This window comes from Rhizobium sp. NZLR10, assembly GCF_019685125.1.
In the GTDB taxonomy this organism is placed as follows: Bacteria; Pseudomonadota; Alphaproteobacteria; order Rhizobiales; family Rhizobiaceae; genus Rhizobium.
In genome coordinates, this window is record NZ_JABDWE010000007.1 from 128,057 (window position 1) to 148,329 (window position 20,273).

Below are 20,273 nucleotides of genomic sequence, written 5' to 3' on the forward strand. Positions count from 1 at the left end.
CGGTTTTCGTTCCATTTCAGAAAAGGCGGAGCCGGGTCTTGGGTTCCTGTTCCACCCTGGGATCGCGAACGCCGGGATCATCCGGCCGGCCGCCAAAGAAAGGTTTTGTCTCGCCCGGTGCGGGCGCTTTTTCGCTGACGGATTCGGCGGGCTTCGGTTTTGCCGGTGCCGGCGTCGGGCGTGCCGCCTCGGCAATCGTCGCGGCGCGTTCCAGTTCGATGATGCGATGGTCGTTGACCGGGCTTTCCGGCCTGACGTCGCGCAGCGGCGGCAGTGTCTTCAAAGCGGTTTCGATCGAGGCGGGCGCCGAGCCGTCCTCGAGCCGACCTTCGACCTGGCCGAACGGCGCCTTCCATTCGAAGGCGTCCAGGCGGCCGGTCACCGGCGATACCGGCAGCCATTTGTCGGATACGAAGCCGTCTGCCACCCAGGCCGGATCGCGCGGTGCCTTGAGCGCCTGGGCCAGCCAATGGCGCACCCGGCCCTGGTCGCCAGTTTCGGCTTCTTCGATGTCGGCCAACAGCAGGAAGGCGGCTTCACGCGGCTGCATGCGCGCTGCCGCTTCCGCCTTGGAGCGAGCCTTGGCGAATTCCTGCGCGTCGAGCGCTGCCTGGGCGACGACGAGAAGGGATTCGACGTTGTTCGGGCGCAGCCCTTCCAGCCGTTCGGCGCGCTTCAGCCGGTCGAGCGTGGAATCACCACTGCGGGCCCTGACATAAGCTTGGCCGATCTCAGGATGCGGTGCCGATTTCCATGCCTGTTCGAGGATCGAGGCGGCCTTGCGCACACCGCCTTCGCGAAACAGCGCCTTGGCGGCAATAAGGGCTGCCGGAATGAAATCGGCGGCGAGCTTCAGTGCCTGCAACGCGTCGTCGCGGGCACCGGTCGGATTGTTTTCGAGCATTTCGCCGGCGCGCGCCGTCAGCAGGACGGCGTGCAGACGGTTGGCTTCGGCCTTTTCGACGACGCGGGCGGCCTTCTGTTGTTCGAGGAGGCCGATGGCATCGTCCCAGCGGCCGGCCTGGCTGCGATACTCGAGAGTCGCCTGTGCGGCCCAGGGCAGATAAGGCGCGTTGTCGGCAGCCTTTTCGGCATATTGGCGGGCGGCCTCGTTGGCCCCGAGACGGCGCGCCTCCAGATAAAGGCCGCGCAGGCCGAGTTCGCGTGTCTCGGGATCGTTGGCCATCGCCTCGAACTTGGCGCGTGCCTCATCATGGCGGCCCTCGATCAGGGCCGCCTGGGCTTCGAGCAGGTTGATCAGCGGCTCCTGGTCGGCGCGGATGAGACCGCGTGAGCGGGCGGCCATCTTGCGGGCAAGCAGCGCATTGCCGGCGCCGGCGGCGATCAGCCCGGTCGACAGCGCCTGATAACCACGGTCGCGCTTGCGGGCGCGGAAATAACGCGTCACCGAATGCGGCGAGGTCCAGACCAGGCGGACGAACCACCAGCCGATCATCACGGCGGCGATCAGAGCGATGATCGCACTGGCAGCGACGATCAGCTTCGTCTGGTAGATCTGGCCCTCCCAGATCAGCGAGAGGTCTCCGGGACGATCGGCGAGCCAGGAGAAGCCATAGGCGAGAAGCAGCACGAAGAGGGCGAAGACGACAAGGCGGATCAGCATGGTCTCATCCCTCCTTGCCGGTGCCGGAAACCGCTTTCGACAGCGCCCCGCCGACCAGTTCCTCGACGCGGATACGCGCGTCGAGAGATTGCTTGAAGGCGGTGGAAGCCTGTTTGCCGGGAGCCGGCAGGTTATTCCATTCGGCAGTAGCGCCCGGCAGGTCGCCGATCTTCACTTTATCCTCCAGGCGGGCGGCGACGGCTTCGACGCTTTCGCCCTCGATATTGCCGACGGGACGGACACTCACCAGCGACTTGGCGCTCGACATCAACCGGTCCGACCAGCTCTCGTTCGGATCCGGCTGGTTGACGGCTTCGACGATCGCGGTGGCGACATCTGGAACCTGACGCACGAGTTCAGCGCGCGAGGGAATGCCGGTCTCGGCAAAGGCGCGCAGGTCAGCGACCGCAGGATCGTCGGGTGCGACACCGGCGAAGGTATCGAGTTCGGCCAGGAACGGCCCACCGCGATCGATCGCCGCCTTGAGGGCGGCAGCTGCGATCGCCCGGGCAACGGCGACATCCTCGCGCGGCGCGTTCAGCTTCTTTTCTGCCTCTTCGAGGCGCTTGGCGATATCGGCGCCGCTCGTCGTCTGCTGCTCGGAAGATTGGGAAAGTGTGGCGCGCAACTGGTCGACCTGACCGGTCAGTTCCGCAATCTTCTGGTTGAGTGACTCGACATTTGCCGAATTGGCCGGTGCGGCGGCTACCGGGGCCTTCGCCGCCGTTTCCAGCGCGGCGACGCGCTGCTCAAGCGCACCATCATCCGTGCTCGCCGGATTGGCGGCAAGGTTGGCGACGGCCTGTTTCAGTCCGTCGATCTCGCCGGAAAGATCGGCAGTCTGCGGCGAGGTCGTCTGCGGCGCGGAAGAGCCGCCCGGGAGGTAACCGGCATATTGGATGGCGCCGGCGCCAAGCAGCGCCACGAGGCCGCCGACGATGCCGGCGGCAATGAGACCGGAGGTGGCGGCGCTCTTCGGCGCGGGCTGTTCGGCAGGCGTGAAGGAAGGTTCCGGGGCTACCGGTTCCTCCTCCGGCGCATCCATCGCCGGTTTCTCTTCATATTCGGCATGCGACCCAGTGTCGGTTTCGGGCGGCGGGCCGACATCGGCGGTGCTGTCGGCATCGCCGGTTTCATGGTCCACCGGTTTTTCGGTATCGGCTGCGGAGGCGAATTCCTGTGCATCGAGGTCGATCGTGACCGGCTCGTCGGCGCTCTTCGAATGGCGTGGCGGGTTTCCCGATACCATGAGGTCCTCTTTATCCTGCATTGCAACGAAACTAGACAGTGATGCCAGTTAAGGGAAGAGGTTAGATCAAATTTGGGCGGCTAAAGCCTTCAAAGCAGCGACAAAAGGCTTTTCTCATCCGTCGTTGGCGAAATCATTACGCTTTTTCTCAGAGCCGCGGGAATCGCTTCCGCTACCGCTTCGCTGAGGCAGATAAGGCGGATTCCGCTGTCCTCCGGCAGAGCCGATCGCAGTTCCGGCACGCGAAAGAAATCCTCGGCCGTCTGCCGGGAATAGAAGAGTATGACCTCCGGCCTCCGGCCTGAGAAAATCGCTCCGATCTCTGCCGGGCCGGGGGCGACCGGCTGCATGCGATAACATTCGGCGACGGAAAAGCGGATGCCGCGTTGGCGCAATCCTGCTTCGAAAGTTTCGGCGCGCGGCAAGCCGGCAAGATAGAGCAATTCGTCCGCTTCCCGCGCCGCGACGAGATCGGCGAGATCGCGGCCGTTGCCCTTGGATGAAGCGACCGATCGGAAGCCGAGCTTGCGCGCTTCTTCCGCCGTCGTCTCGCCGACGGCGAAAAGCGGGCGGGCAAGATGCGGACGAAGCTGCTCTTCGAGAGCGGCAACGACCCTGATAGCTTCGGCGCTGGTCACTGCGATTGCGCCGCTGGTTCTAGCCAACGCGGCCGCGGCTGCCGCGCTGTCGTGCAGGGGCCGACGCAGCGGCAGCAGCAGCGGCTCGTGGCCCATATCGCGCAGACGTTGTGCGGTTTTCGTCGCCGAATGCGCGGGGCGGGTGACGAGCACGCGCATGGCCGCGTCAGTGCCAATCGTCGAAAAAGGCGCTGCCGGCCCTTGCGCGAACGTCCTGGCCGGCGCGGGTGCCGAGGGCTGCCGCATCGCGGCGGTGGCCGTCGGTGGTCACCGCATGCTGGCTGCGGCCGTCAGGCGTGATGATAAGGCCGGAGAAGCGGATCAGGTCGCCTTCGCAGACCGCATAACCGCCGATCGGCGTGCGGCACGAGCCGTCGAGAGCGGCGAGAAAGGCACGTTCGCAGGAGACGGTATCGAAGGTCGGCGCGTCGTTGACCGGTGCCAGCAGATCGTCGATCCTGGTATCACCGATGCGGCTTTCGATGCAGATCGCTCCCTGCGCCGGCGCCGGCGGGAAGGTGTCGGGATCGAGGATATCGGTCAGCACCTCGACCTTGCCAAGGCGCTTCAGGCCGGCAAGCGCCAGCAGGGTCGCATCGACCTGACCCTCTTCGAGCTTGCGCAGGCGCGTTTCCACTAGGCCGCGGAAGGTGATGACATTGATATCCGGCCGCATGCGGCGGATCAGCGCCTGGCGGCGCAGCGACGACGAACCGACGGTGGCGCCATGCGGCAGGTCGATCAGTTTGCGCGCGGTGCGGCCGATGACGGCGTCGCGGATATCTTCGCGCGGCAGATAGGCGGAGAGATAAAGCCCCTCGGGTAGCTTCGTCGCAATATCCTTGGCGGAGTGCACGGCAAAATCCAGCTCGCCGGCAACGAGCTTCTGCTCAATTTCCTCGGTGAAGAGGCCCTTGCCGCCGATCTCGGCCAGCGAGCGGTCGGTGATGCGGTCGCCCTTGGTTGTCAGCACGACGATCTCGAACATGTCCTCGGGTAGATGATGCGCCGCCATCAGCCTGTCGCGGGCCTCATGCGCCTGGGCAAGCGCCAGCGGGCTGCCCCGCGTGCCGATCCGGAAAGGTTTTGTTTGCATCCGCTCTATTCCGTTGTTACCGGAGTTCTCGTAAACGGGTTTCCATCCCATCGCAATCAACGAACAGGCTTCATGGTTCCCTTTCTGCGCATCCTTGGCATCGAAACGAGCTGCGACGAGACCGCCGCCGCCGTCGTCGAGCGCGATGCGGAAGGGCATTCCAACGTGCTGTCGGATGTCGTGCTTTCCCAGCTCGACGAGCATAGCGCTTATGGCGGCGTGGTGCCGGAAATCGCCGCGCGTGCCCATGTCGAGGCACTGGACGAGCTTATCGAGGAAGCGCTGAAGCGCGCCAATGTGTCGCTGGCCGATATCGACGCCATTGCCGCGACGTCGGGACCTGGGCTGATCGGCGGGCTGCTTGTGGGGTTGATGACCGGCAAGGCAATCGCCAGGGCAGCCGGCAAGCCGCTTTATGCGGTCAACCATCTCGAAGGTCATGCGCTGACGGCGCGGCTGACGGACGGGCTCTCCTTTCCCTATCTGATGCTGCTCGTCTCCGGCGGCCATACCCAGCTCATCCTGGTGCGCGGCGTCGGAGAGTATGAGCGCTGGGGCACGACGATCGACGATGCGCTCGGCGAGGCCTTCGACAAGACGGCAAAGCTGCTCGGCTTGCCGTATCCCGGCGGCCCGGCGGTGGAACGGATGGCGCGGAACGGCAATGCCGATCGCTTCGCTTTTCCGCGACCACTGGTCGGCGAGGCACGGCTCGATTTCTCCTTCTCCGGGCTGAAGACGGCGGTGCGGCAGGCGGCGCAGGATATCGCGCCGCTCAGCGATCAGGATGTGGCGGATATCTGCGCGTCGTTTCAGAAGGCGATCTCGCGCACGCTGAAGGACCGCATCGGCCGCGGCCTGCAGCGGTTCAAGACGGAATTTGCGGCGGCATTCCCAGCGACTGGCCCAGCGACTGGCGAGAAGCCGGCACTGGTCGTTGCCGGCGGTGTCGCTGCCAATCTCGAACTGCGCGGCACGCTGCAGGCGCTATGCGACAAGAACGGCTTCCGCTTCATCGCGCCGCCGCTGCACCTCTGCACCGACAATGCGGTGATGATTGCCTGGGCAGGACTGGAGCGGATGGCGACCGGAGCCGCGCCGGATGCGCTCGACGTCCAGCCGCGTTCACGCTGGCCGCTCGATTCCCATGCGCAAACGCTGATCGGTTTCGGCAAGAGAGGGGCCAAGGCATGAGCGAAAACATCGCCGTCGTCGGATCTGGGGCTTTCGGCACGGCGCTCGCCACCGTCATCGCCCTTGCCGGCCGTAGCGCGGTGACGCTCGTCGGGCGTAATCCGTCGCTGATGGCCGATCTGAAGGCAGAACGGCTGCATGATGCGGTGCTGCCCGGTATTCTCCTGCCCGATACGCTGAAATTTGCCGCCGAGGCGGAGGCGATTGCCGACGCCTCCATCGTGCTTTTTGCGATGCCGTCGCAGGCGCAGGCCGATGCGGCGCGGCAATACGGCCCCTATCTTTCCAAGGATGCCGTTGTCGTCACCTGCGCCAAGGGTATCGAGCGGGCAACCGGCAATCTTCTGACCGACATGCTGGAACGGGAATTGCCGGACCATTCCGTCGCCGTGCTTTCCGGTCCGGGTTTTGCCGCCGATATCGCCAAGGGCCTGCCGACGGCGATGGCGATTGCGGCTGAGGATATGGAGGTCGCCGAACGGCTCGCACAGGCGATTTCCGGCCGGACCTTCCGGCTCTATGCCTCCAGCGACCGCGTCGGCGTGCAGCTCGGCGGCGCGTTGAAGAATGTGCTGGCAATTGCCTGCGGCATCGTCGAAGGCGGCGGCATCGGCGATTCCGCGCGTGCGGCGCTGATTGCGCGCGGGCTTGCGGAAATGTCGCGTTTCGTCGTCGCCAAGGGCGGCCAGGCCGATACGGTGCGCGGGCTTTCCGGCCTTGGCGATCTGGTGCTGACGGCAACGAGCCATCAATCGCGCAACCTGCGCTTCGGCATAGCGCTCGGGCGCGGCGAAAAGGCCGATCCGCTGCAGGGCGCGCTGGTAGAAGGTGCGCTTGCCGCCTCCGTCGCCTCGCGGCTTGCCGCAGAGCTTGCGGTCAGCATGCCGATTACAGACGCCGTTTCCGCCATCATCGACGGCAGGCTCAATATATCAGAGGCGATAGAGCAACTGATGACGCGTCCGATCACCACCGAATAGGAGACAGACATGCTTTTCGCCCTTCTTTGCAAGGACAAGCCGGGACATTTGAACGTGCGCATGGAGACGCGTTCGATACATGTCGAGTATCTGAACGGGCTGAACGCCGAGGGAACGCTGAAGATCGCCGGTCCATTTCTCGATGACGAGGGCAAGGCCTGCGGCAGCCTGATCATCGTCGACGCTGAGACGAAAGAGGCAGCGCGGGCGCTTGCCGATGCCGATCCTTATGCCAAGGCCGGACTGTTCGAAAGTGTCGACGTCAAGGCCTACAACTGGGTCTTCAACAAACCGGAGGCGTGAGCATGGCGCACTGGCTCTACAAATCCGAACCCGCCTCCTGGTCGTGGGAGCAACAGAAGGCTGCCGGCGAAAAGGGCACGGAATGGACGGGCGTTCGCAACTATCTGGCGCGCAACAACATGCGGGCGATGCAGATCGGCGACAAGGGCTTTTTCTACCATTCCAATGACGGGCTTGAAGTCGTTGGCATTGTCGAAGTCTCAGCGCTGTCGCAGCCCGATTCCACCGCCAAGGGCGACCCGAAGTGGGATTGCGTCCACATTCGCGCCGTCATGGACATGCCGAAGCCGGTGACGCTGAAGGATGTCAAGGCGAGCGAGAAGCTCGCCATGATGGCGCTCGTCACCTCGATGCGGCTTTCGGTGCAGCCGGTGACGGAAGAGGAATATCTCGAAGTCTGCCGCATGGGCGGACTGGACAATCCGCCGCGTTGAAGACCGATCCGGAAGCCTTCATCCGCGCCAATACCAGCCCGATGGCGCCGCCGCACGTGCCGGAGATTTCACTCCATCTGGCGTGCGAGGCGCATGAGCTCTGGTTAAAGACGGAGGAGGAACTGGAAGCGATCGGCCTGCCGCCGCCCTTTTGGGCTTTTGCCTGGGCGGGCGGCCAAGGACTGGCGCGCTACATTCTCGATCATCCGGAGGTGGTGCGCGGCAAACGGGTGCTGGATTTCGCCAGCGGTTCCGGTCTTGTCGGCATAGCGGCTGCTATGGCCGGTGCCCGGGAGGTCACCGCCAATGATATCGATCCCTGGGCGGAGGCGGCAGTCCGGCTGAATGGCGGGGCTAATGAAGTTTCGCTCGGCTTTAGCGGCGCCGATCTGATCGGGCAGGCCGTCGAGGCGGATATCGTGCTTGCCGGCGATGTCTTCTACGACGGCGCTTTTGCCGATGCACTCGTTCCCTGGTTCGCGAAGCTGGCGGACCAGGGAAAGCCGGTGCTGGTCGGCGATCCCGGACGCAGCTACCTGCCTCGGGATCGGCTGGAATTCTGCGCAGCCTATGAGGTGCCTGTGACGCGGGCGCTGGAGGACAGCGAAATCAAGAAGACGACGGTGTGGCGCTTCGTTTCCTAAGTCGGATCGACATTCAGGATTCGATCATTCGCGATCGCCCGGACAAAAAGACGTCAGCCGGCGATCAAAGCGGCTTCATACACCATCGTCGCGGCGGCAAGATCAGCCAACGCCGTTCCGACTGCCTTGTAGAGAGTGATTTCATCGTTGGACGCCCGCGCTGGACTATCCCGACGACACAGCTCGTCAAGTGTCGCACGCACCGCATCCGTAGAAATGACGCCGGCCCTCATCGGCTGAACCAGATCGCCTGCTTCGTGAAGGGCTTCGTGAGTGTCGATATAGACCGATGAGCGCCGAAGCGCCTCGTCATCGGCCTCGCGCATCGCCGGGGTGAAGCCGCCGATCAGATCGACATGGGTGCCCGGCCGTAGCCATTCGCCCCGGATAAGCGGTGCCGTCGCCAGCGTCGCTGCGCTGACGATATCGGCTTGCCGCGCCGCGGTTTCCAGATTCGTAACGGCAGTGGCCTGGAGCCCCTTTTGCCGGAGGCTCTGCACCAGCCGTTCCGCACTGGCGGGATCGATATCCCAGATATCGACATGCGCGATCGGCCGGACGGCGCGGTAGGCATCGGGTATGAGGCTCGCGACGCGACCTGCGCCGATCACCAGCAGACGGCGTGCGTCCTGTCGGGCAAGATAGTCCGCAGCAAGGGCCGATGCCGCTACCGTGCGGCGCGTGGTGATCGTGTTTCCGTCAAGTAGCGCAAGCTGCATCCCGGTCCGGCCATCATAGAGCATGTAAGTCGAGGTCAAACCGGGAATGCCGCGTACCGTGTTGCCGGGAGAGACGGTAACGATCTTGATGCCAAGGTAGCGCTCCGACCGGTGCGTTTCATGCCAGGCCGGCATCAGAAGCAGCGTCGCATCCGGCTCGCCGCTATTGGCTATCGTGTGGTGATGCCGTACCGGCACAACACAGCCTTCGGCAAATGCTTGCCGCAGGGTCGCGACCAGCGCGCCGAATGGTAGGAACTCGCCGGTTGTCTGGGCATCGAGAAGACGGATTTGTGTGTCGGTCATTGAAGCGATCTCTCAGTAAGTTTTGACTGCTGGATAAAGCGAGTTCTGTGTGACTGAACGAGAGCAGCGCCTGAGCCGCGTCGCTGCTCGCGGCGCGCTATCTTTTCAACCGGGATCGGCTCTTTGGACACTCCGTTGCGATCGGAATGCGGAGCAACTCGGCACCGCTCAGCAAAACGCAGCTTTCTTCTCCAGAATTCTGGCGTATTGCGTAAGCGGATAGCACAGGGCGAAGAAGATCAACGCGACGAGACCGTAGACCTTGAAAGGTTCGAAGGTCGCGTTGTTGATGGCGTTCGCGGTTTTCAGCAGTTCTTCGAAGCCGAGGATCGAGGCCAGTGCGGTGCTCTTGATCAACTGGACCAAGAACCCGACAGTCGGCGCGCGCGTGATCCGGAAAGCCTGCGGCAGGATGACAAGGCGAAGTTCGAGGAGACGATGCAAGCCCAGGCTGGCTGCGGCGTCCCATTGCCCGCGCGGCACCGCCTCGACGCCGCTCCGCCAGATTTCCGCAAGATAAGCGCTAGCATAGAACGTCAGGCCGCAGACGGCGGCGGTCCATGACTCGATCCGGAAGCCGACCATCGGCAGGCCGAAAAACATCAAAAAGAGCTGCATGAGGAGCGGCGTTCCCTGAAACAGGGCAATGTAGCCGGACGCGAAGCTGCGCGACCAGCGCGTTTTCGATATCCGTGCAGACAGGATCGCCAATCCAACGATGGCGCCGCCGGCAAAGGCTGCGAGCGAAAGCAGCAGGGTCCAGCGTGTCGCGAAGACAAGATTGCGCAGAATGTCCCAGAAGGTGAACTCAATCATGCCAGACCGGCTCCCAGAAAACGGCGTTTCCCGGCGAAAAGGAGCCGGCGAAGTGCGGCGGACATCGAAAGGTAGATCAACGTCGCCACCAGATAGGTCTCGAAGGAACGGAAAGTGCGCGACTGAAGCAGATCGGCCTCCTGCGCCAGCTCGCGGACTGATATTTGCGAAACCACCGCCGATTCCAGCATCATGATGATGATCTGGCTCGTCAACGCCGGGAAAATGATGGCAATCGCTTGCGGCATGATGATTTTGAAGAACACCAGCCGGGGCCTCAGGCCGAGTGCCTGCGCAGCCTCCTTCTGGCCTCTCGGTATGGCATCGAGCCCGGCCCCGACCACCTCGATCGTGTAGGCCGCCATATTGAGGGTCATGGCAAGAACTGCGGCAGAGATCGGATCGAGGCGAATGCCGAGGCTGGGCAAGCCAAAGAAGATGAAGAACAGCTGCACCAGGAATGGCGTATTACGCATGACTTCCACATACAGGCCGACGACCTTGCGCAACCATGGATAAGGTCCCCGGCGCGCGGCCGCGCCGAGAATGCTGAGAACGATCCCTAGGACCGATGTGGAGGCCGTCAGTGCAAGCGTCGTGCCTGCGCCATAAGCCAAAGCTCCCATTCCGTCCCAAAGCCAATTGAAATCGAGGCTGTATCTCATCGTTTGTCCTTTGGAGCCGGATGATCTGGGCCGGGTCGGCCCGAAATCTCGATCCGCCTCTCAATCAAAGAATTGGAGCATGACTCCACCGGAATCGCTTACAGCTTTCGGCATCACGCTCTGGCGAGTGGGAGGCCGTCCTCGTCAGTCCTTCAGGTTTTCAGGGTTGAGCGGCGCTTTCAGCCAGCTCTTCGAGCTTGCGTCGAGAGAACCATCGGAGATCATTGCGGCGACGCTGTCATTGACAGCCTTCTTCAGGCCTTCCTCGCCCTTGCGGAGCGCGATGTGCGAGGGGGAGCTAAGGAGCTGGAACTTCTGCTCCGGCTTCAGCTCGTCCTGTCGTGCCAGAACCTGCGCACCGACATCATTGCCGACGACCATCAACTGGGTCTGGCCGGATATGAAGGCCTGGATGACCGAATTGTAGTTCTCGAAACGCTGGATCGCAGCCGAGCTAGGGGCGGCGGCCGTCAGCGACGTGTCTTCGAGCGTCCCACGATTGACGGCAACGGTCTTGTCGACAAGGTCTTCCTTGCCGCTCACCTTCAGCGCAGCCGGACCGATGACGGCGATATAGTAGGGGGCGTACGGGGCGGCAAAATCGATAACCTCGGCACGCTCCTTCGAATAGCCGACGCTCATCAGCAGGTCGACGCGATCGTCGTTCAGGTAGGCGATCCTGTTCTGGCCAGTAACGCTCACGAGATTGAGTTTCACGCCGAGGCCGTCGGCGATCTTCTGGGCGACGTCGACGTCATAGCCCTTGATGCTCATATCGGCGCTTGCCGAAGAGAAGGGCGGGAAATCGGAGAAGATGCCGATGTTAATCTCGCCTGCGGCTTTGATATCGGCAAGTTCGTCGGCCTGCGCGGCCCCTGCAAGGATGCCGAACACGGCAATTGCCGCGGTGGCGGTGTAGCGCAATTTCATAAGAGCAGTCATGTCGTTCCCCTTTTTGAGACGTGTTGTGCGGCAGGTGATGGATGGCAGCGGGCACGAGGCACGCTGCCGTTGTGGAGTTGATTCTCAGGTCACCTTTGTCCTGACAGCGGGACTGAACATCGCGAGGCACAGGAGTTCGAACAGGACCTGCGCGGCGATCTGCGCGGTGTTGGTGGTGTTGTCGTATTGCGGCGCGATTTCCACGACGTCGCCGCCGATGAGGTTGATGCCTTTGAAGCCACGCAGTAGGCTCAGAACCTCCCTCGGCTGAAGCCCGCCGACTTCTGGCGTGCCAGTTCCCGGAGCGAAGGCCGGATCGAGGCTGTCCACGTCGAAACTGAGATAGGTTGGACCAGCGCCGACAACCTCGAGAGCCTTTGCGACCACAGCCTTGAGGCCCATCTCCGCCACCTCTTCCGCGTGGATGACGGTCATGCCGGAGGCAAAGGAGAACTCCCAGAGATATTCGCCGCCGCCGCGGATGCCGATCTGGATCGTACGCTTCGGATCGAGCACGCCCGCCAGAACCGCCTCGCGGAAGGGCGCGCCGTGGTGGAACTTAGAGCCCTCATAGGGACCAGCGGTGTCGCAATGAGCGTCGATGTGGATCATGCCTACCGGCTGGCTGGCCGCCAGGCCCTTGAGAATGGCGCCGGAGATCGAATGGTCGCCGCCGACCGACAGCGGGATAACCCCGGTTGCCGCGATCATCCGGTAGCAGGCCTCGATGTCGGCATGGCACTCGGCCAGGTCGAACCGGCTGCGCATCGGCACGTCGCCGACATCGGCGACTGTTAGCCCTCCCATTGGCGCGACTCGCAGAACATGCTCGTAGGGGCCCACACGCTCGATCGCCCGGACGGCCCGCGGCCCCAGCCGCGCGCCGGCGCGATTGGTGACGCCGAGATCCATCGGCACGCCGATCAGAGCTATGTCAAGCGCCTCAAGGACCTCGGGCTGCAAGCCGTTCTCGATGAAACGGGCGTCCAGAAAGGTCGCAGGATCGGCGAAGGGCCATTTGCGGCTGTCGCCGTCCTTGAATACGCTCGCCGCCACGGCGCGGAAGTGCGGATCTTCCATCTCACCGCCTGCAGCGCTGCCGAAGCGCTTTCTCAAGTCTTCCAGAAAATCTCGGTCAATGGTCAAGGCAGGCTCCCGCGGTATTGATGCTGCCATCATCATCGGCGCCACCCGCTTCTCTTGGAACCGCGAAAATTCGAGAGGGGATATAACGATTCTTGATAGCTCGGATCCGCCAAGGCTCCGCGATGCGGGTAGTGCGTTCATCGGGATATTCAGAAAACTTTATAACCCGGCGAGAATTTTCCCACTACCGCGGTTGGCAACCTCCAAGCAGTCTCCGATGCGAACGGTCCAGCAGAGGGCCGACAACAAAGGGGACCTACCATGTTGCACGATATGACACGCCGCCGTTTCCTCGGATCCGCCGCTGCCGCGGGGATTGCCGGCACGATGACCGGGTTTGCGAGATCCGCCGCAGCCGGCAGCGGCAATCTCACCGCCGTTGAATGGGGCGGCGATGTCGTCGAAGCCATGAAGCAGATCGCCGCCGACCAGAATGCGGCGACGTTCAACTGGGTTCTTCATCAGGGCGGCGCGGGCGCGATCCTGCCAAAGATCAAGGCCGTCTGGCCGAATGTCGACTACGACTATGTCGCCGGCTGGGAAGGCTCATTCAACAGTATGGTGAAGGAAGATTGGCTCGAGACCATCAATCCTGCCGATGTTCCCAACCTTGCGAATATTCCCGAGAAAATCATCATTCGTGATGGCAAGGGCAATATCAAAGCGGTCCCACGCGCAGTTGGCGGCATGTATTTTGGATCCCGAACCGACACGGCTCCGATCGCTGTGAAGACCATCGATGATCTGCTCAGCCCCGATCTTAAGGGCGCGATCTGCTGGCCGGGCCCGACACAGAGCATGATGCTCCAGATTGTCGCGCTCGCCCTTCACGCTGGCGGCAGTGAAACGAATATGGAACCCGGGTGGAAGCTCATGAAGGAATTGGCGAAATCCGGCAATATCGGCCGCGTCGCCATCACCGATATCGATTTCACAAATTCGCTGACGTCGGGCGAGACCTCCGTCGGCTTCTTTGCTGAGCCCGGCTGGGCGGCCGTGGCGAAGAACTTCCCGGTTACTCGTTTCACCAAGGACACCAACTTCAGGGCCTTCCTCTACCAGAGCGGTTTCGGCGTACTGAAGAATAGATCGAACACCAAGGCAACGCTCGATTTCGTCAACTTCGCAATCAGCCCGGACATGAATTCGCTCTACGCCAAGGTGGCGGGCGAAGCGCCGTTGAACAGCAAGGCGCTCACGCCCGACAATCTCAAGCATCTGTCCTTCACGTCGGACGAGTTTTCGAGCTTCGTCTATGTGCCGGACTACAATGTCGTTCTCGAACAGCAGGATGCCTGGTCCAAACGCTGGGAACAGGACATCGCCCCGTTGCTCTAAGGCACCTCGCGGCAGGTTATCGAAGGCGCGACGCGGGCTTCGATAACCTCCCTTTCTCGTGGCCCGTAAGGGCGAGGAAAAGGCTGTTCCACCATGACCAAAGCAAAGCGGCAACCCGTTGCCATTTCTATTCCTGATCGCCGAGATGCGGCACTGACGCTCGGGCCAGCCCTCCTGGTGTTCGCATTCGGTTTTCTGTCACCGTTAATCAATCTGGCAATCGAAAGCTTGAAGGAGTTTACGCCGGGGCGCGTCGGCTCCGTTGAAAATGCCGCGGCAACGGTCCAAAACTATTACGAGCTTGCAAACCAGGCGTTTGCGAGTGTCCTGATGACGACCTTCTGGATCGGTGGAGTTGCCGCGATCATCGGTCAGCTTGTGGCATTCCCGCTGGCCTACTTTATCGTGCGGCGCATTTCCCCGCGGATGCGCGCGCTCACCCTCGGCTTTTTGATTACGCTTGTTCTATCCAGCGTCCTGATCAAGACATACGCGATCGAACTGACCTTCGGGTCGGTCGGCATCTTCCGACCCCTCCTCCTGACACTTGGCTTTTCGCCCAACAGCCGCGAATATATTAATATCGTCGTTACTGCGGGTCTGGTTCACTCGATTATACCGGTCGCAACGCTCACGCTGATTGGCGCGATGCAATCGATCGATCCGCGTCTGCTCGATGCAGCCCAGTCGCTCGGCGCGCCGGGATGGAAAGCCCATCTGTCGATCACACTTCCCCTGAGTTTCCCGGCTCTGATCTCAAGCACGCTTGTCTCGCTGACTTTCGCGATCAGCGCCTTCGTCATTCCCATGGTGCTCGGGAGGGGCCGGGTGCTTTTCATATCGAACGTCATCTACACCCGGTTCAGCGATATCGCCAACTATCCGAGCGGCGCGGCGATCTCGCTCGTCATGCTTGCCGCAGCCTTGGCGGTCGTCGCTGTCATAACGTTTGCGCAGGCCTGGAAGGTTTCCCGATGAGCAGACAGTCTCTTGCAGCGCGAACCGGAGACCGGATCGCCGTTTCCCTCGCCTACGGTGTCATCGGCCTTGGATTGGCGTTCCTCGCCATCCCGTTGGCGATAACATGCCTCATGGCTTTCGACGCCAGGACCTACCTCGGTCCACTGCCGCCACCTGCCTTGTCGCTTCACTGGTTCGAACGGCTCGTCTCCCAGGCGGATATCCTTACCAGCCTACGCACCAGCCTCATTTTGGCGGTACTCACGACGGTTCTGTCCGTCACGGTCGGAACTGCGGCGGCTGTCGGCCTTGCCCGGGGCAATTTTCCAGGAAAGGCAGCGCTGACTTCGGCCTTTCTCTCGCCACTCATCGTTCCGCCGGTCGTCATTGGATTCGGCCTCCTGCTTTTCCTTTCCAAGGCCGGTATTACAAATGGTATGGCGCGCCTGCTTCTCGGCCACGTGATCGTGACGTTGCCCTATTGCATAAGGACCAGTCTCGCCAGCCTTCTCGGCAGCGACCAACGATTGACGGAAGCCGCAATGGTTCTCGGCGCCACCGAGCGCCAGGCCTTCTGGACCATTACCCTGCCGCTCATGCGGACGGGCGTTGTCACCGGTGCGATCTTCGCCTTCGCAATTTCTATAGATGACGTATCGATCAGTCTCTTTCTGAGCGATCCGTCCGCAACGACCTTGCCTGTTACGCTGGTCAGCAACATGCGCGCGGCTTTCGATCTGACGATCGCTGCGGCGGCCGTGGTCCTGATTGCCGTCACCGCGTTGCTGATCGTTGTGCTGGACAGTGTCGTCGGCTTCGACACTGTCGTCGGCCAGGGTTTGTTTCGTTCATGAGGACAATACGATGATTTCTGCCGTGGAATTTCAAGGGGTCAGCAAGCGCTTCGGCGAAACGGTCGCCCTCGGTAATGTCTCCTTCTCGGTGAACCCAGGTGAAACAATCGCACTGCTTGGACCGAGCGGTTGCGGCAAGACCACCATTCTTCGGCTCATTGCCGGGTTCGAGCGCCCCGACAAAGGCTCGATCTTGATCGACGGCGAGCCGATGGCCGGATTGAAACCCTATGAGCGCAATGTCGGGCTGCTGTTCCAGCACTACGCTCTTTTCCCGCATATGACCGTCGAACAGAACATCGGCTATGGACTTCGCCATCGCAACCACCCGCCGGGGCAAATACCTCGCCGCATTGCCGAGATGCTCGAGCTCGTCCGACTCGTCGGTTTCGGACAGCGGCGGCCGCACCAGTTGAGCGGCGGCCAGCAGCAGCGTGTTGCGCTTGCGCGGGCGCTCGCCACCCATCCAAGCCTTGTTCTTCTGGATGAACCCCTGTCGGCCCTCGACGCCAAACTTCGCCATGAGCTGCGCACCGAATTGAAAGATGTGCTCGCCGCGGTCGGCTCGACCGCGATCGTGGTAACCCACGACCAGGAGGAGGCGATGAGCCTGGGAGAGCGCATATTCGTGATGAACCATGGAGCAATCATGCAATCCGGCAGGCCGGATGATGTGTATTGGCGTCCAGACTCGCGTTTCGTCGCGGATTTCATGGGGCGGACGAATTGGATTCGTGGCTCGATTTCGGCCGCAGGCGGAACGGCTCGCAAGTTCCGTTCCGAATCCGGCTGGGAGTTTCCGGTCGCGTCCGCCGGAAGCCTTTCAGGTGCCGCCGAGATTTGCGTGAGGCCGGAAAACGTCGAGATATCATCCGGTGTTCCGGGTGCCGGGGCGGCCATGCCCGGACGCATTGCCGACGTTGTGACACTCGGTGCCTTCAGGCATATCGTTCTGGACCTCGTCAGTGGCGACCGCATAATCTCGGCTTGCCCGAACCGTCCAGACATAGCCTTCGCGCGAGGGCAGGCGATCAGCGTTTCCATTCTCCCCGAGGCATGCGTTCTCTTCGCGCGATAAACTGTTATTGACGGGGCGCAGCTTGCACTGCGCCCCGGCTAAGGATCGCCAGTTGCCGGAAGAACATGGTTCGTCCAATATCCGCTTATAGGCAGAGAGGCCCTCAGCACTCGAGCGCCCCAAACTATGGAATGCGGCTTCTGATGCTTGATCTTGATTCCTATCTGCTTCGTGCATTTCTGACCGTCGCGGAGATCGGCACCGTCAATGGAGCTGCCGTCAAGCTGAATAGAACGCAGGCGGCCGTAAGCATGCAGATCCGCAAGCTGGAGGAGCTTGTTGGTGTTACGCTGTTTTCGCGTTCGTCAAAAGGCCTCGAGCTCACGAGCCATGGGCAGATCATGCTGGCTTATGCCCGCGAAATGGTCGCCCTCAGCGACGAGGTCGAGAAAAGGCTGACAGGCAGGATGATCGAGGACCGCATTCGCCTCGGCGTCGTTGAGGACTTCGCAGCTGGCCACCTGATCGACATTCTTAGTGACTTCAGAGCCCAGAACCCGAAGGTCGAGATCGACATCATTGTCGAGCCGAATCGCCGCCTCGCCAGCCTGTTTGAAGACAGGAAGCTGGATCTGGTGGTTTGCGACATCACCTGCCTCTCACGAAAACCGAACCTGATCTGGACCGAATATTTGATGTGGACGGTCAGATCCGACTTTGTGGCGGACGCGGAAAAACCGCTTCCCATCATTATGTTCGAGGAGGAGTGTCCCTGGACGCTTCCGACGCTTGCGGCTCTGTCCCAGCGGAACATCAAGTGGAAGACGGCATGCGTCGCATCGACGCTCGTGGCCATGGCGACCGCGGTTCGCGTCGGTATTGGTATCGCGCCAATGATGCTCACGACAAAACCGGAGGGCTGCCGGACACTTGACCGATCGGCGGATCTGCCCGGTCCGGTGCGCATCGAGATCGGTCTGTATGCTCAGTCTGAGACGGCCGAAGGCGCGCGCTACCTTGTGGACTTCATTTCGCGGCATACGGCCATATTGTCCAGCTAGAGCCTTTCCTGGTCAGATTGAAGCATTCTGCCGGAGCAGGTTTTCGTCAGGGCAGAGGCGATTGGCGGGGGGCATACCCCTTGGTACGTCCGAGCCGTTCGCCTCTGATCCAGGCTAGAGATGCCCGGCCCACCAGACGCATCGCTTCAGCCAACAGAATGATTCAATCTGGAAAGGCTCTAGGAGCGTTCAGCTTCCATTATATCGGGTCAATTTAAATCCCTCTACCGGAATGGCGAGCGAAGCCCCACAGTGATCGGAAGGGTCGACGGCCCAATCTCAAGCATTCATGGAAGTCTGCGAATACGATAATGGGGCAAGCCAAAGTTGACGAAACTCTCCTCGCAAATGCCGCCTATCTGCCCGGCCAGGTCGCAAACCTCACGAGGGGAGCGAGCGTGACGGCGCAAACCAACGAAATATTGGAGCGCATCAATGACATGCTGCTACGCGAAGGTACCGACAAGTCAGAGATCATTCTCGCCAACATTTGGCTCAGGGACCTTGCCTCATTCGAGGAAATGAACAGAGCCTGGGATGCTTGGATGCCGGATAGCGGAACGCCACGGCGGGCAACGTTTGAGGACAAGAATCTCCCGCCGATGTGCGCCATACGTATTGACATAGCCGCGTCGCGAAAGAGTGAGGCCGGGCAAATTTGAGCCGCCCGCGTTCGTCATCATGCTTTAAGGTCGGATGACGCAGACATTGGCCTCATAGGCGCAGGGATCGTCCTGCACTGCAATATCGATAACCTTCGCCTTCGGTGCCAGTTGCTCAGGCCGTGCTGTGGGATAGAAACCATAGCCGTCGCCGCCGACATAGGTTCCGCCATCAGCCTGATAGACATAGGAAGAGCCGGCATAGGTGTCGCCGCCGTCATAACCCAGGGGCTCGGGTGAGCCGATGACGAAATTGCTGCGCCCGACGCGATTGGTCGCCGCCGATGAAAACTGCTTCAGGAACGGCATCCTGTCTCTGCCGGCCCGACGGCCATAAGCATGATCGAAACGGATACCGCGATCGCGCCAGTTCACGCGTTCGCCGAGAAACAATCCGCCGTGGAAAGCGTGACGATGGCCGGGAAAGCGATGATCGTTATGCCGGTCGCCGGCCGCGGCCGGGAATGCGGCAAGCGCAGACAGGGCAAGCAGGGTGACTGCGGACAGGTTGCGAAACATGGATGCTGGCCTCCGGAATTCCGATCGTTAACAAATCGTTAACGCCAGATTGCGCCAAAAGCCGAAGCTTGTCCATTCAGGCTGCAGAATCGGCACAAATATTGAGCGGAAAAGACCAGTTTCTTTAGCCTGCAAACTTCCAGGTGACGCGAATCGATTAAATTAAAAGCCGACAGCGATTGTGCTTGTCGTCGGCGTTCCTGGTGATTAAACGTCGCAATTGATGCAACGCACACAGAGAATTTGTCATTCGTGTGGTTGACTGAGCATGCTCCGAAATCCGGGAGCGCAGAAAGCCGCCGCGAGGTTCTGATGGCGAACGTGACAAATAACCGGCCCCTATCGCCGCATCTGCAAATTTACAAACCTATTCCCACCATGGTCATGTCTATCGTCCACCGCATTACCGGTGGCGCGCTCTATGTCGGCACGCTGCTGGTCGCCTGGTGGCTGATCGCAGCGGCAAGCGGCCAGGGTTCCTATGACTGGGCCAACTGGGTGCTCGGCAGCCTTGTCGGCAAGCTCGTGCTGCTCGGCTATACTTGGGCGTTGCTGCACCACATGCTCGGCGGTTTCCGCCACTTCATGTGGGACCTCGGCTACGGCTTCGGGAAAGAATTCTCGACCAAGCTCGCCATCGCCAACATCATCGGGTCGCTCTGTCTGACCGTGCTGGTCTGGGTGATCGGCTTCCTCATTCGCTTCTGAAGGTCCTCTCATGGATATGCGCACCCCCCTCGGCAAGGTTCGCGGGCTCGGCTCCGCCAAGGACGGCACGGACCATTTCTGGCGCCAGCGACTGACGGCCGTCGCCAATGTTCCGCTGATCCTGTTTTTCCTCATCTTCCTGCTCACCTATGCCGGCGCGCCCTATGCTGACGTGGTTCGTGCACTTTCGAACCCTTTCGTCGCGGTCATCATGGGGCTAATGGTGATCTCCGGCGTTATCCATATGAAGCTCGGCATGCAGGTCATCATCGAGGATTACGTGCATGGCGAGTTCGGCAAGATCGCGCTGCTGATGCTGAACACGTTCTTTGCGATCGTGATCGCCGGCCTCTGTCTGTTCGCCATTCTGAAAATCGCATTCGTAGGATAAGCTCGA

The 20,273-nt window shown here is 61.5% G+C and carries 23 protein-coding genes; 13 read left to right on the forward strand and 10 right to left on the reverse strand.

Annotated features, from left to right (window positions below):
• Positions 1–16: 16 nt before the first annotated feature.
• The 4 genes from HJB82_RS12825 to hemC all read right to left on the reverse strand — a co-directional run bounded on the left by HJB82_RS12825 (position 17) and on the right by hemC (position 4,607).
• On the reverse strand, positions 17–1,624 hold the full coding sequence (locus HJB82_RS12825) for a heme biosynthesis protein HemY (protein ID WP_221140141.1): 1,608 nt from the start codon (positions 1,622–1,624) through the stop codon (positions 17–19).
• Between the two features lie 4 nt (positions 1,625–1,628).
• Positions 1,629–2,894, reverse strand: a complete 1,266-nt coding sequence (locus HJB82_RS12830) for a COG4223 family protein (protein ID WP_221140143.1) — start codon at positions 2,892–2,894, stop codon at positions 1,629–1,631.
• A gap of 68 nt (positions 2,895–2,962) precedes the next feature.
• A complete protein-coding gene (locus HJB82_RS12835) occupies positions 2,963–3,670 on the reverse strand; it encodes a uroporphyrinogen-III synthase (protein ID WP_221140145.1) in 708 nt (235 codons plus the stop codon).
• A 7-nt stretch (positions 3,671–3,677) separates the two neighbouring features.
• Entirely contained in the window at positions 3,678–4,607 is a 930-nt protein-coding gene (hemC, locus tag HJB82_RS12840; protein ID WP_221115477.1) for a hydroxymethylbilane synthase, read from the reverse strand.
• Positions 4,608–4,679: 72 nt separating this feature from the next.
• On the opposite strand from hemC, the gene tsaD reads away from it, so the two are divergent.
• From tsaD to HJB82_RS12865, 5 genes are read left to right on the forward strand one after another with little or no spacing between them, the layout of a single operon-like run.
• Positions 4,680–5,801, forward strand: a complete 1,122-nt coding sequence (tsaD, locus tag HJB82_RS12845; protein ID WP_221115478.1) for a tRNA (adenosine(37)-N6)-threonylcarbamoyltransferase complex transferase subunit TsaD — start codon at positions 4,680–4,682, stop codon at positions 5,799–5,801.
• On the forward strand, positions 5,798–6,781 hold the full coding sequence (locus HJB82_RS12850) for an NAD(P)H-dependent glycerol-3-phosphate dehydrogenase (RefSeq protein WP_221115479.1): 984 nt from the start codon (positions 5,798–5,800) through the stop codon (positions 6,779–6,781). Before tsaD ends, HJB82_RS12850 begins: the two co-directional genes overlap by 4 nt.
• A gap of 9 nt (positions 6,782–6,790) precedes the next feature.
• Positions 6,791–7,084: a YciI-like protein gene (locus HJB82_RS12855; RefSeq protein ID WP_221115480.1), complete on the forward strand. Its 294-nt coding sequence runs from the start codon at positions 6,791–6,793 to the stop codon at positions 7,082–7,084.
• Between the two features lie 2 nt (positions 7,085–7,086).
• Entirely contained in the window at positions 7,087–7,518 is a 432-nt protein-coding gene (locus HJB82_RS12860; RefSeq protein ID WP_221140147.1) for an EVE domain-containing protein, read from the forward strand.
• Positions 7,515–8,162 (forward strand): methyltransferase, encoded by a 648-nt coding sequence (locus tag HJB82_RS12865; protein ID WP_221115482.1) that lies wholly within the window; start codon positions 7,515–7,517, stop codon positions 8,160–8,162. The genes HJB82_RS12860 and HJB82_RS12865 overlap by 4 nt, the downstream gene beginning before the upstream one ends.
• Positions 8,163–8,215: 53 nt before the next feature.
• Here the strand turns inward: HJB82_RS12865 and HJB82_RS12870 are convergent, their stop codons facing one another.
• The 5 genes from HJB82_RS12870 to speB all read right to left on the reverse strand — a co-directional run bounded on the left by HJB82_RS12870 (position 8,216) and on the right by speB (position 12,756).
• A complete protein-coding gene (locus HJB82_RS12870; protein WP_221140149.1) occupies positions 8,216–9,187 on the reverse strand; it encodes an ornithine cyclodeaminase family protein in 972 nt (323 codons plus the stop codon).
• A 168-nt stretch (positions 9,188–9,355) separates the two neighbouring features.
• Positions 9,356–10,003, reverse strand: coding sequence for an amino acid ABC transporter permease (locus HJB82_RS12875; RefSeq protein WP_221140151.1), 648 nt, complete (start codon positions 10,001–10,003; stop codon positions 9,356–9,358).
• The gene (locus HJB82_RS12880; protein WP_221115483.1) at positions 10,000–10,668 is read right to left on the reverse strand and encodes an amino acid ABC transporter permease; all 669 of its coding nucleotides are present in this window, start codon (positions 10,666–10,668) and stop codon (positions 10,000–10,002) included. Before HJB82_RS12880 ends, HJB82_RS12875 begins: the two co-directional genes overlap by 4 nt.
• A gap of 144 nt (positions 10,669–10,812) precedes the next feature.
• Positions 10,813–11,610 (reverse strand): transporter substrate-binding domain-containing protein, encoded by a 798-nt coding sequence (locus HJB82_RS12885; RefSeq protein WP_221131671.1) that lies wholly within the window; start codon positions 11,608–11,610, stop codon positions 10,813–10,815.
• An 84-nt stretch (positions 11,611–11,694) separates the two neighbouring features.
• Positions 11,695–12,756 carry an agmatinase gene (gene speB, locus HJB82_RS12890; RefSeq protein ID WP_207582111.1) on the reverse strand — a complete coding sequence of 354 codons (1,062 nt, stop codon included), beginning with the start codon at positions 12,754–12,756 and terminating at the stop codon, positions 11,695–11,697.
• A 261-nt stretch (positions 12,757–13,017) separates the two neighbouring features.
• Here speB and HJB82_RS12895 point away from each other — a divergent pair, with 261 nt between their 5' ends.
• The 6 genes from HJB82_RS12895 (at position 13,018) to HJB82_RS12920 (ending at position 18,649) form a co-directional block, all read left to right on the forward strand.
• Positions 13,018–14,094, forward strand: coding sequence for an extracellular solute-binding protein (locus HJB82_RS12895; RefSeq protein WP_207582110.1), 1,077 nt, complete (start codon positions 13,018–13,020; stop codon positions 14,092–14,094).
• 93 nt (positions 14,095–14,187) lie between these two features.
• Positions 14,188–15,072 carry an ABC transporter permease gene (locus tag HJB82_RS12900; protein WP_207582109.1) on the forward strand — a complete coding sequence of 295 codons (885 nt, stop codon included), beginning with the start codon at positions 14,188–14,190 and terminating at the stop codon, positions 15,070–15,072.
• A complete protein-coding gene (locus HJB82_RS12905; protein ID WP_221140153.1) occupies positions 15,069–15,908 on the forward strand; it encodes an ABC transporter permease in 840 nt (279 codons plus the stop codon). The genes HJB82_RS12900 and HJB82_RS12905 overlap by 4 nt, the downstream gene beginning before the upstream one ends.
• Before the next feature lie 10 nt (positions 15,909–15,918).
• Entirely contained in the window at positions 15,919–16,986 is a 1,068-nt protein-coding gene (locus HJB82_RS12910; protein WP_207582107.1) for an ABC transporter ATP-binding protein, read from the forward strand.
• A 131-nt stretch (positions 16,987–17,117) separates the two neighbouring features.
• Positions 17,118–17,987, forward strand: a complete 870-nt coding sequence (locus tag HJB82_RS12915) for a LysR substrate-binding domain-containing protein (protein WP_207582106.1) — start codon at positions 17,118–17,120, stop codon at positions 17,985–17,987.
• A gap of 308 nt (positions 17,988–18,295) precedes the next feature.
• Positions 18,296–18,649, forward strand: coding sequence for a RidA family protein (locus tag HJB82_RS12920; protein WP_207584395.1), 354 nt, complete (start codon positions 18,296–18,298; stop codon positions 18,647–18,649).
• A 24-nt stretch (positions 18,650–18,673) separates the two neighbouring features.
• On the opposite strand, the gene HJB82_RS12925 is transcribed toward HJB82_RS12920, so the two are convergent.
• A complete protein-coding gene (locus tag HJB82_RS12925) occupies positions 18,674–19,168 on the reverse strand; it encodes a hypothetical protein (protein ID WP_221131673.1) in 495 nt (164 codons plus the stop codon).
• Positions 19,169–19,480: 312 nt separating this feature from the next.
• Here HJB82_RS12925 and sdhC point away from each other — a divergent pair, with 312 nt between their 5' ends.
• Both sdhC and sdhD read left to right on the forward strand, forming a co-directional pair.
• Positions 19,481–19,876 (forward strand): succinate dehydrogenase, cytochrome b556 subunit, encoded by a 396-nt coding sequence (gene sdhC / locus HJB82_RS12930; protein WP_221115488.1) that lies wholly within the window; start codon positions 19,481–19,483, stop codon positions 19,874–19,876.
• Positions 19,877–19,886: 10 nt separating this feature from the next.
• A complete protein-coding gene (gene sdhD, locus HJB82_RS12935; RefSeq protein ID WP_007632532.1) occupies positions 19,887–20,267 on the forward strand; it encodes a succinate dehydrogenase, hydrophobic membrane anchor protein in 381 nt (126 codons plus the stop codon).
• The last annotated feature ends 6 nt before the right edge of the window (positions 20,268–20,273 follow it).

What these genes read in the sequence shown, in the direction of transcription:
- HJB82_RS12835 (WP_221140145.1), bottom strand. Translation starts at nt 3,670, where the DNA reads ATGCGCGTGCTCGTCACCCGCCCCGCGCATTCGGCGACGAAAACCGCA.
- HJB82_RS12870 (WP_221140149.1), bottom strand. Translation starts at nt 9,187, where the DNA reads ATGACCGACACACAAATCCGTCTTCTCGATGCCCAGACAACCGGCGAG.
- tsaD (WP_221115478.1), top strand. Translation starts at nt 4,680, where the DNA reads ATGGTTCCCTTTCTGCGCATCCTTGGCATCGAAACGAGCTGCGACGAG.
- HJB82_RS12855 (WP_221115480.1), top strand. Translation starts at nt 6,791, where the DNA reads ATGCTTTTCGCCCTTCTTTGCAAGGACAAGCCGGGACATTTGAACGTG.
- HJB82_RS12850 (WP_221115479.1), top strand. Translation starts at nt 5,798, where the DNA reads ATGAGCGAAAACATCGCCGTCGTCGGATCTGGGGCTTTCGGCACGGCG.
- HJB82_RS12825 (WP_221140141.1), bottom strand. Translation starts at nt 1,624, where the DNA reads ATGCTGATCCGCCTTGTCGTCTTCGCCCTCTTCGTGCTGCTTCTCGCC.
- HJB82_RS12910 (WP_207582107.1), top strand. Translation starts at nt 15,919, where the DNA reads ATGATTTCTGCCGTGGAATTTCAAGGGGTCAGCAAGCGCTTCGGCGAA.
- sdhD (WP_007632532.1), top strand. Translation starts at nt 19,887, where the DNA reads ATGGATATGCGCACCCCCCTCGGCAAGGTTCGCGGGCTCGGCTCCGCC.
- HJB82_RS12900 (WP_207582109.1), top strand. Translation starts at nt 14,188, where the DNA reads ATGACCAAAGCAAAGCGGCAACCCGTTGCCATTTCTATTCCTGATCGC.
- HJB82_RS12905 (WP_221140153.1), top strand. Translation starts at nt 15,069, where the DNA reads ATGAGCAGACAGTCTCTTGCAGCGCGAACCGGAGACCGGATCGCCGTT.
- HJB82_RS12925 (WP_221131673.1), bottom strand. Translation starts at nt 19,168, where the DNA reads ATGTTTCGCAACCTGTCCGCAGTCACCCTGCTTGCCCTGTCTGCGCTT.
- HJB82_RS12915 (WP_207582106.1), top strand. Translation starts at nt 17,118, where the DNA reads ATGCGGCTTCTGATGCTTGATCTTGATTCCTATCTGCTTCGTGCATTT.
- sdhC (WP_221115488.1), top strand. Translation starts at nt 19,481, where the DNA reads ATGGCGAACGTGACAAATAACCGGCCCCTATCGCCGCATCTGCAAATT.
- HJB82_RS12860 (WP_221140147.1), top strand. Translation starts at nt 7,087, where the DNA reads ATGGCGCACTGGCTCTACAAATCCGAACCCGCCTCCTGGTCGTGGGAG.
- HJB82_RS12895 (WP_207582110.1), top strand. Translation starts at nt 13,018, where the DNA reads ATGTTGCACGATATGACACGCCGCCGTTTCCTCGGATCCGCCGCTGCC.
- hemC (WP_221115477.1), bottom strand. Translation starts at nt 4,607, where the DNA reads ATGCAAACAAAACCTTTCCGGATCGGCACGCGGGGCAGCCCGCTGGCG.
- HJB82_RS12830 (WP_221140143.1), bottom strand. Translation starts at nt 2,894, where the DNA reads ATGCAGGATAAAGAGGACCTCATGGTATCGGGAAACCCGCCACGCCAT.
- HJB82_RS12875 (WP_221140151.1), bottom strand. Translation starts at nt 10,003, where the DNA reads ATGATTGAGTTCACCTTCTGGGACATTCTGCGCAATCTTGTCTTCGCG.
- HJB82_RS12885 (WP_221131671.1), bottom strand. Translation starts at nt 11,610, where the DNA reads ATGACTGCTCTTATGAAATTGCGCTACACCGCCACCGCGGCAATTGCC.
- HJB82_RS12880 (WP_221115483.1), bottom strand. Translation starts at nt 10,668, where the DNA reads ATGAGATACAGCCTCGATTTCAATTGGCTTTGGGACGGAATGGGAGCT.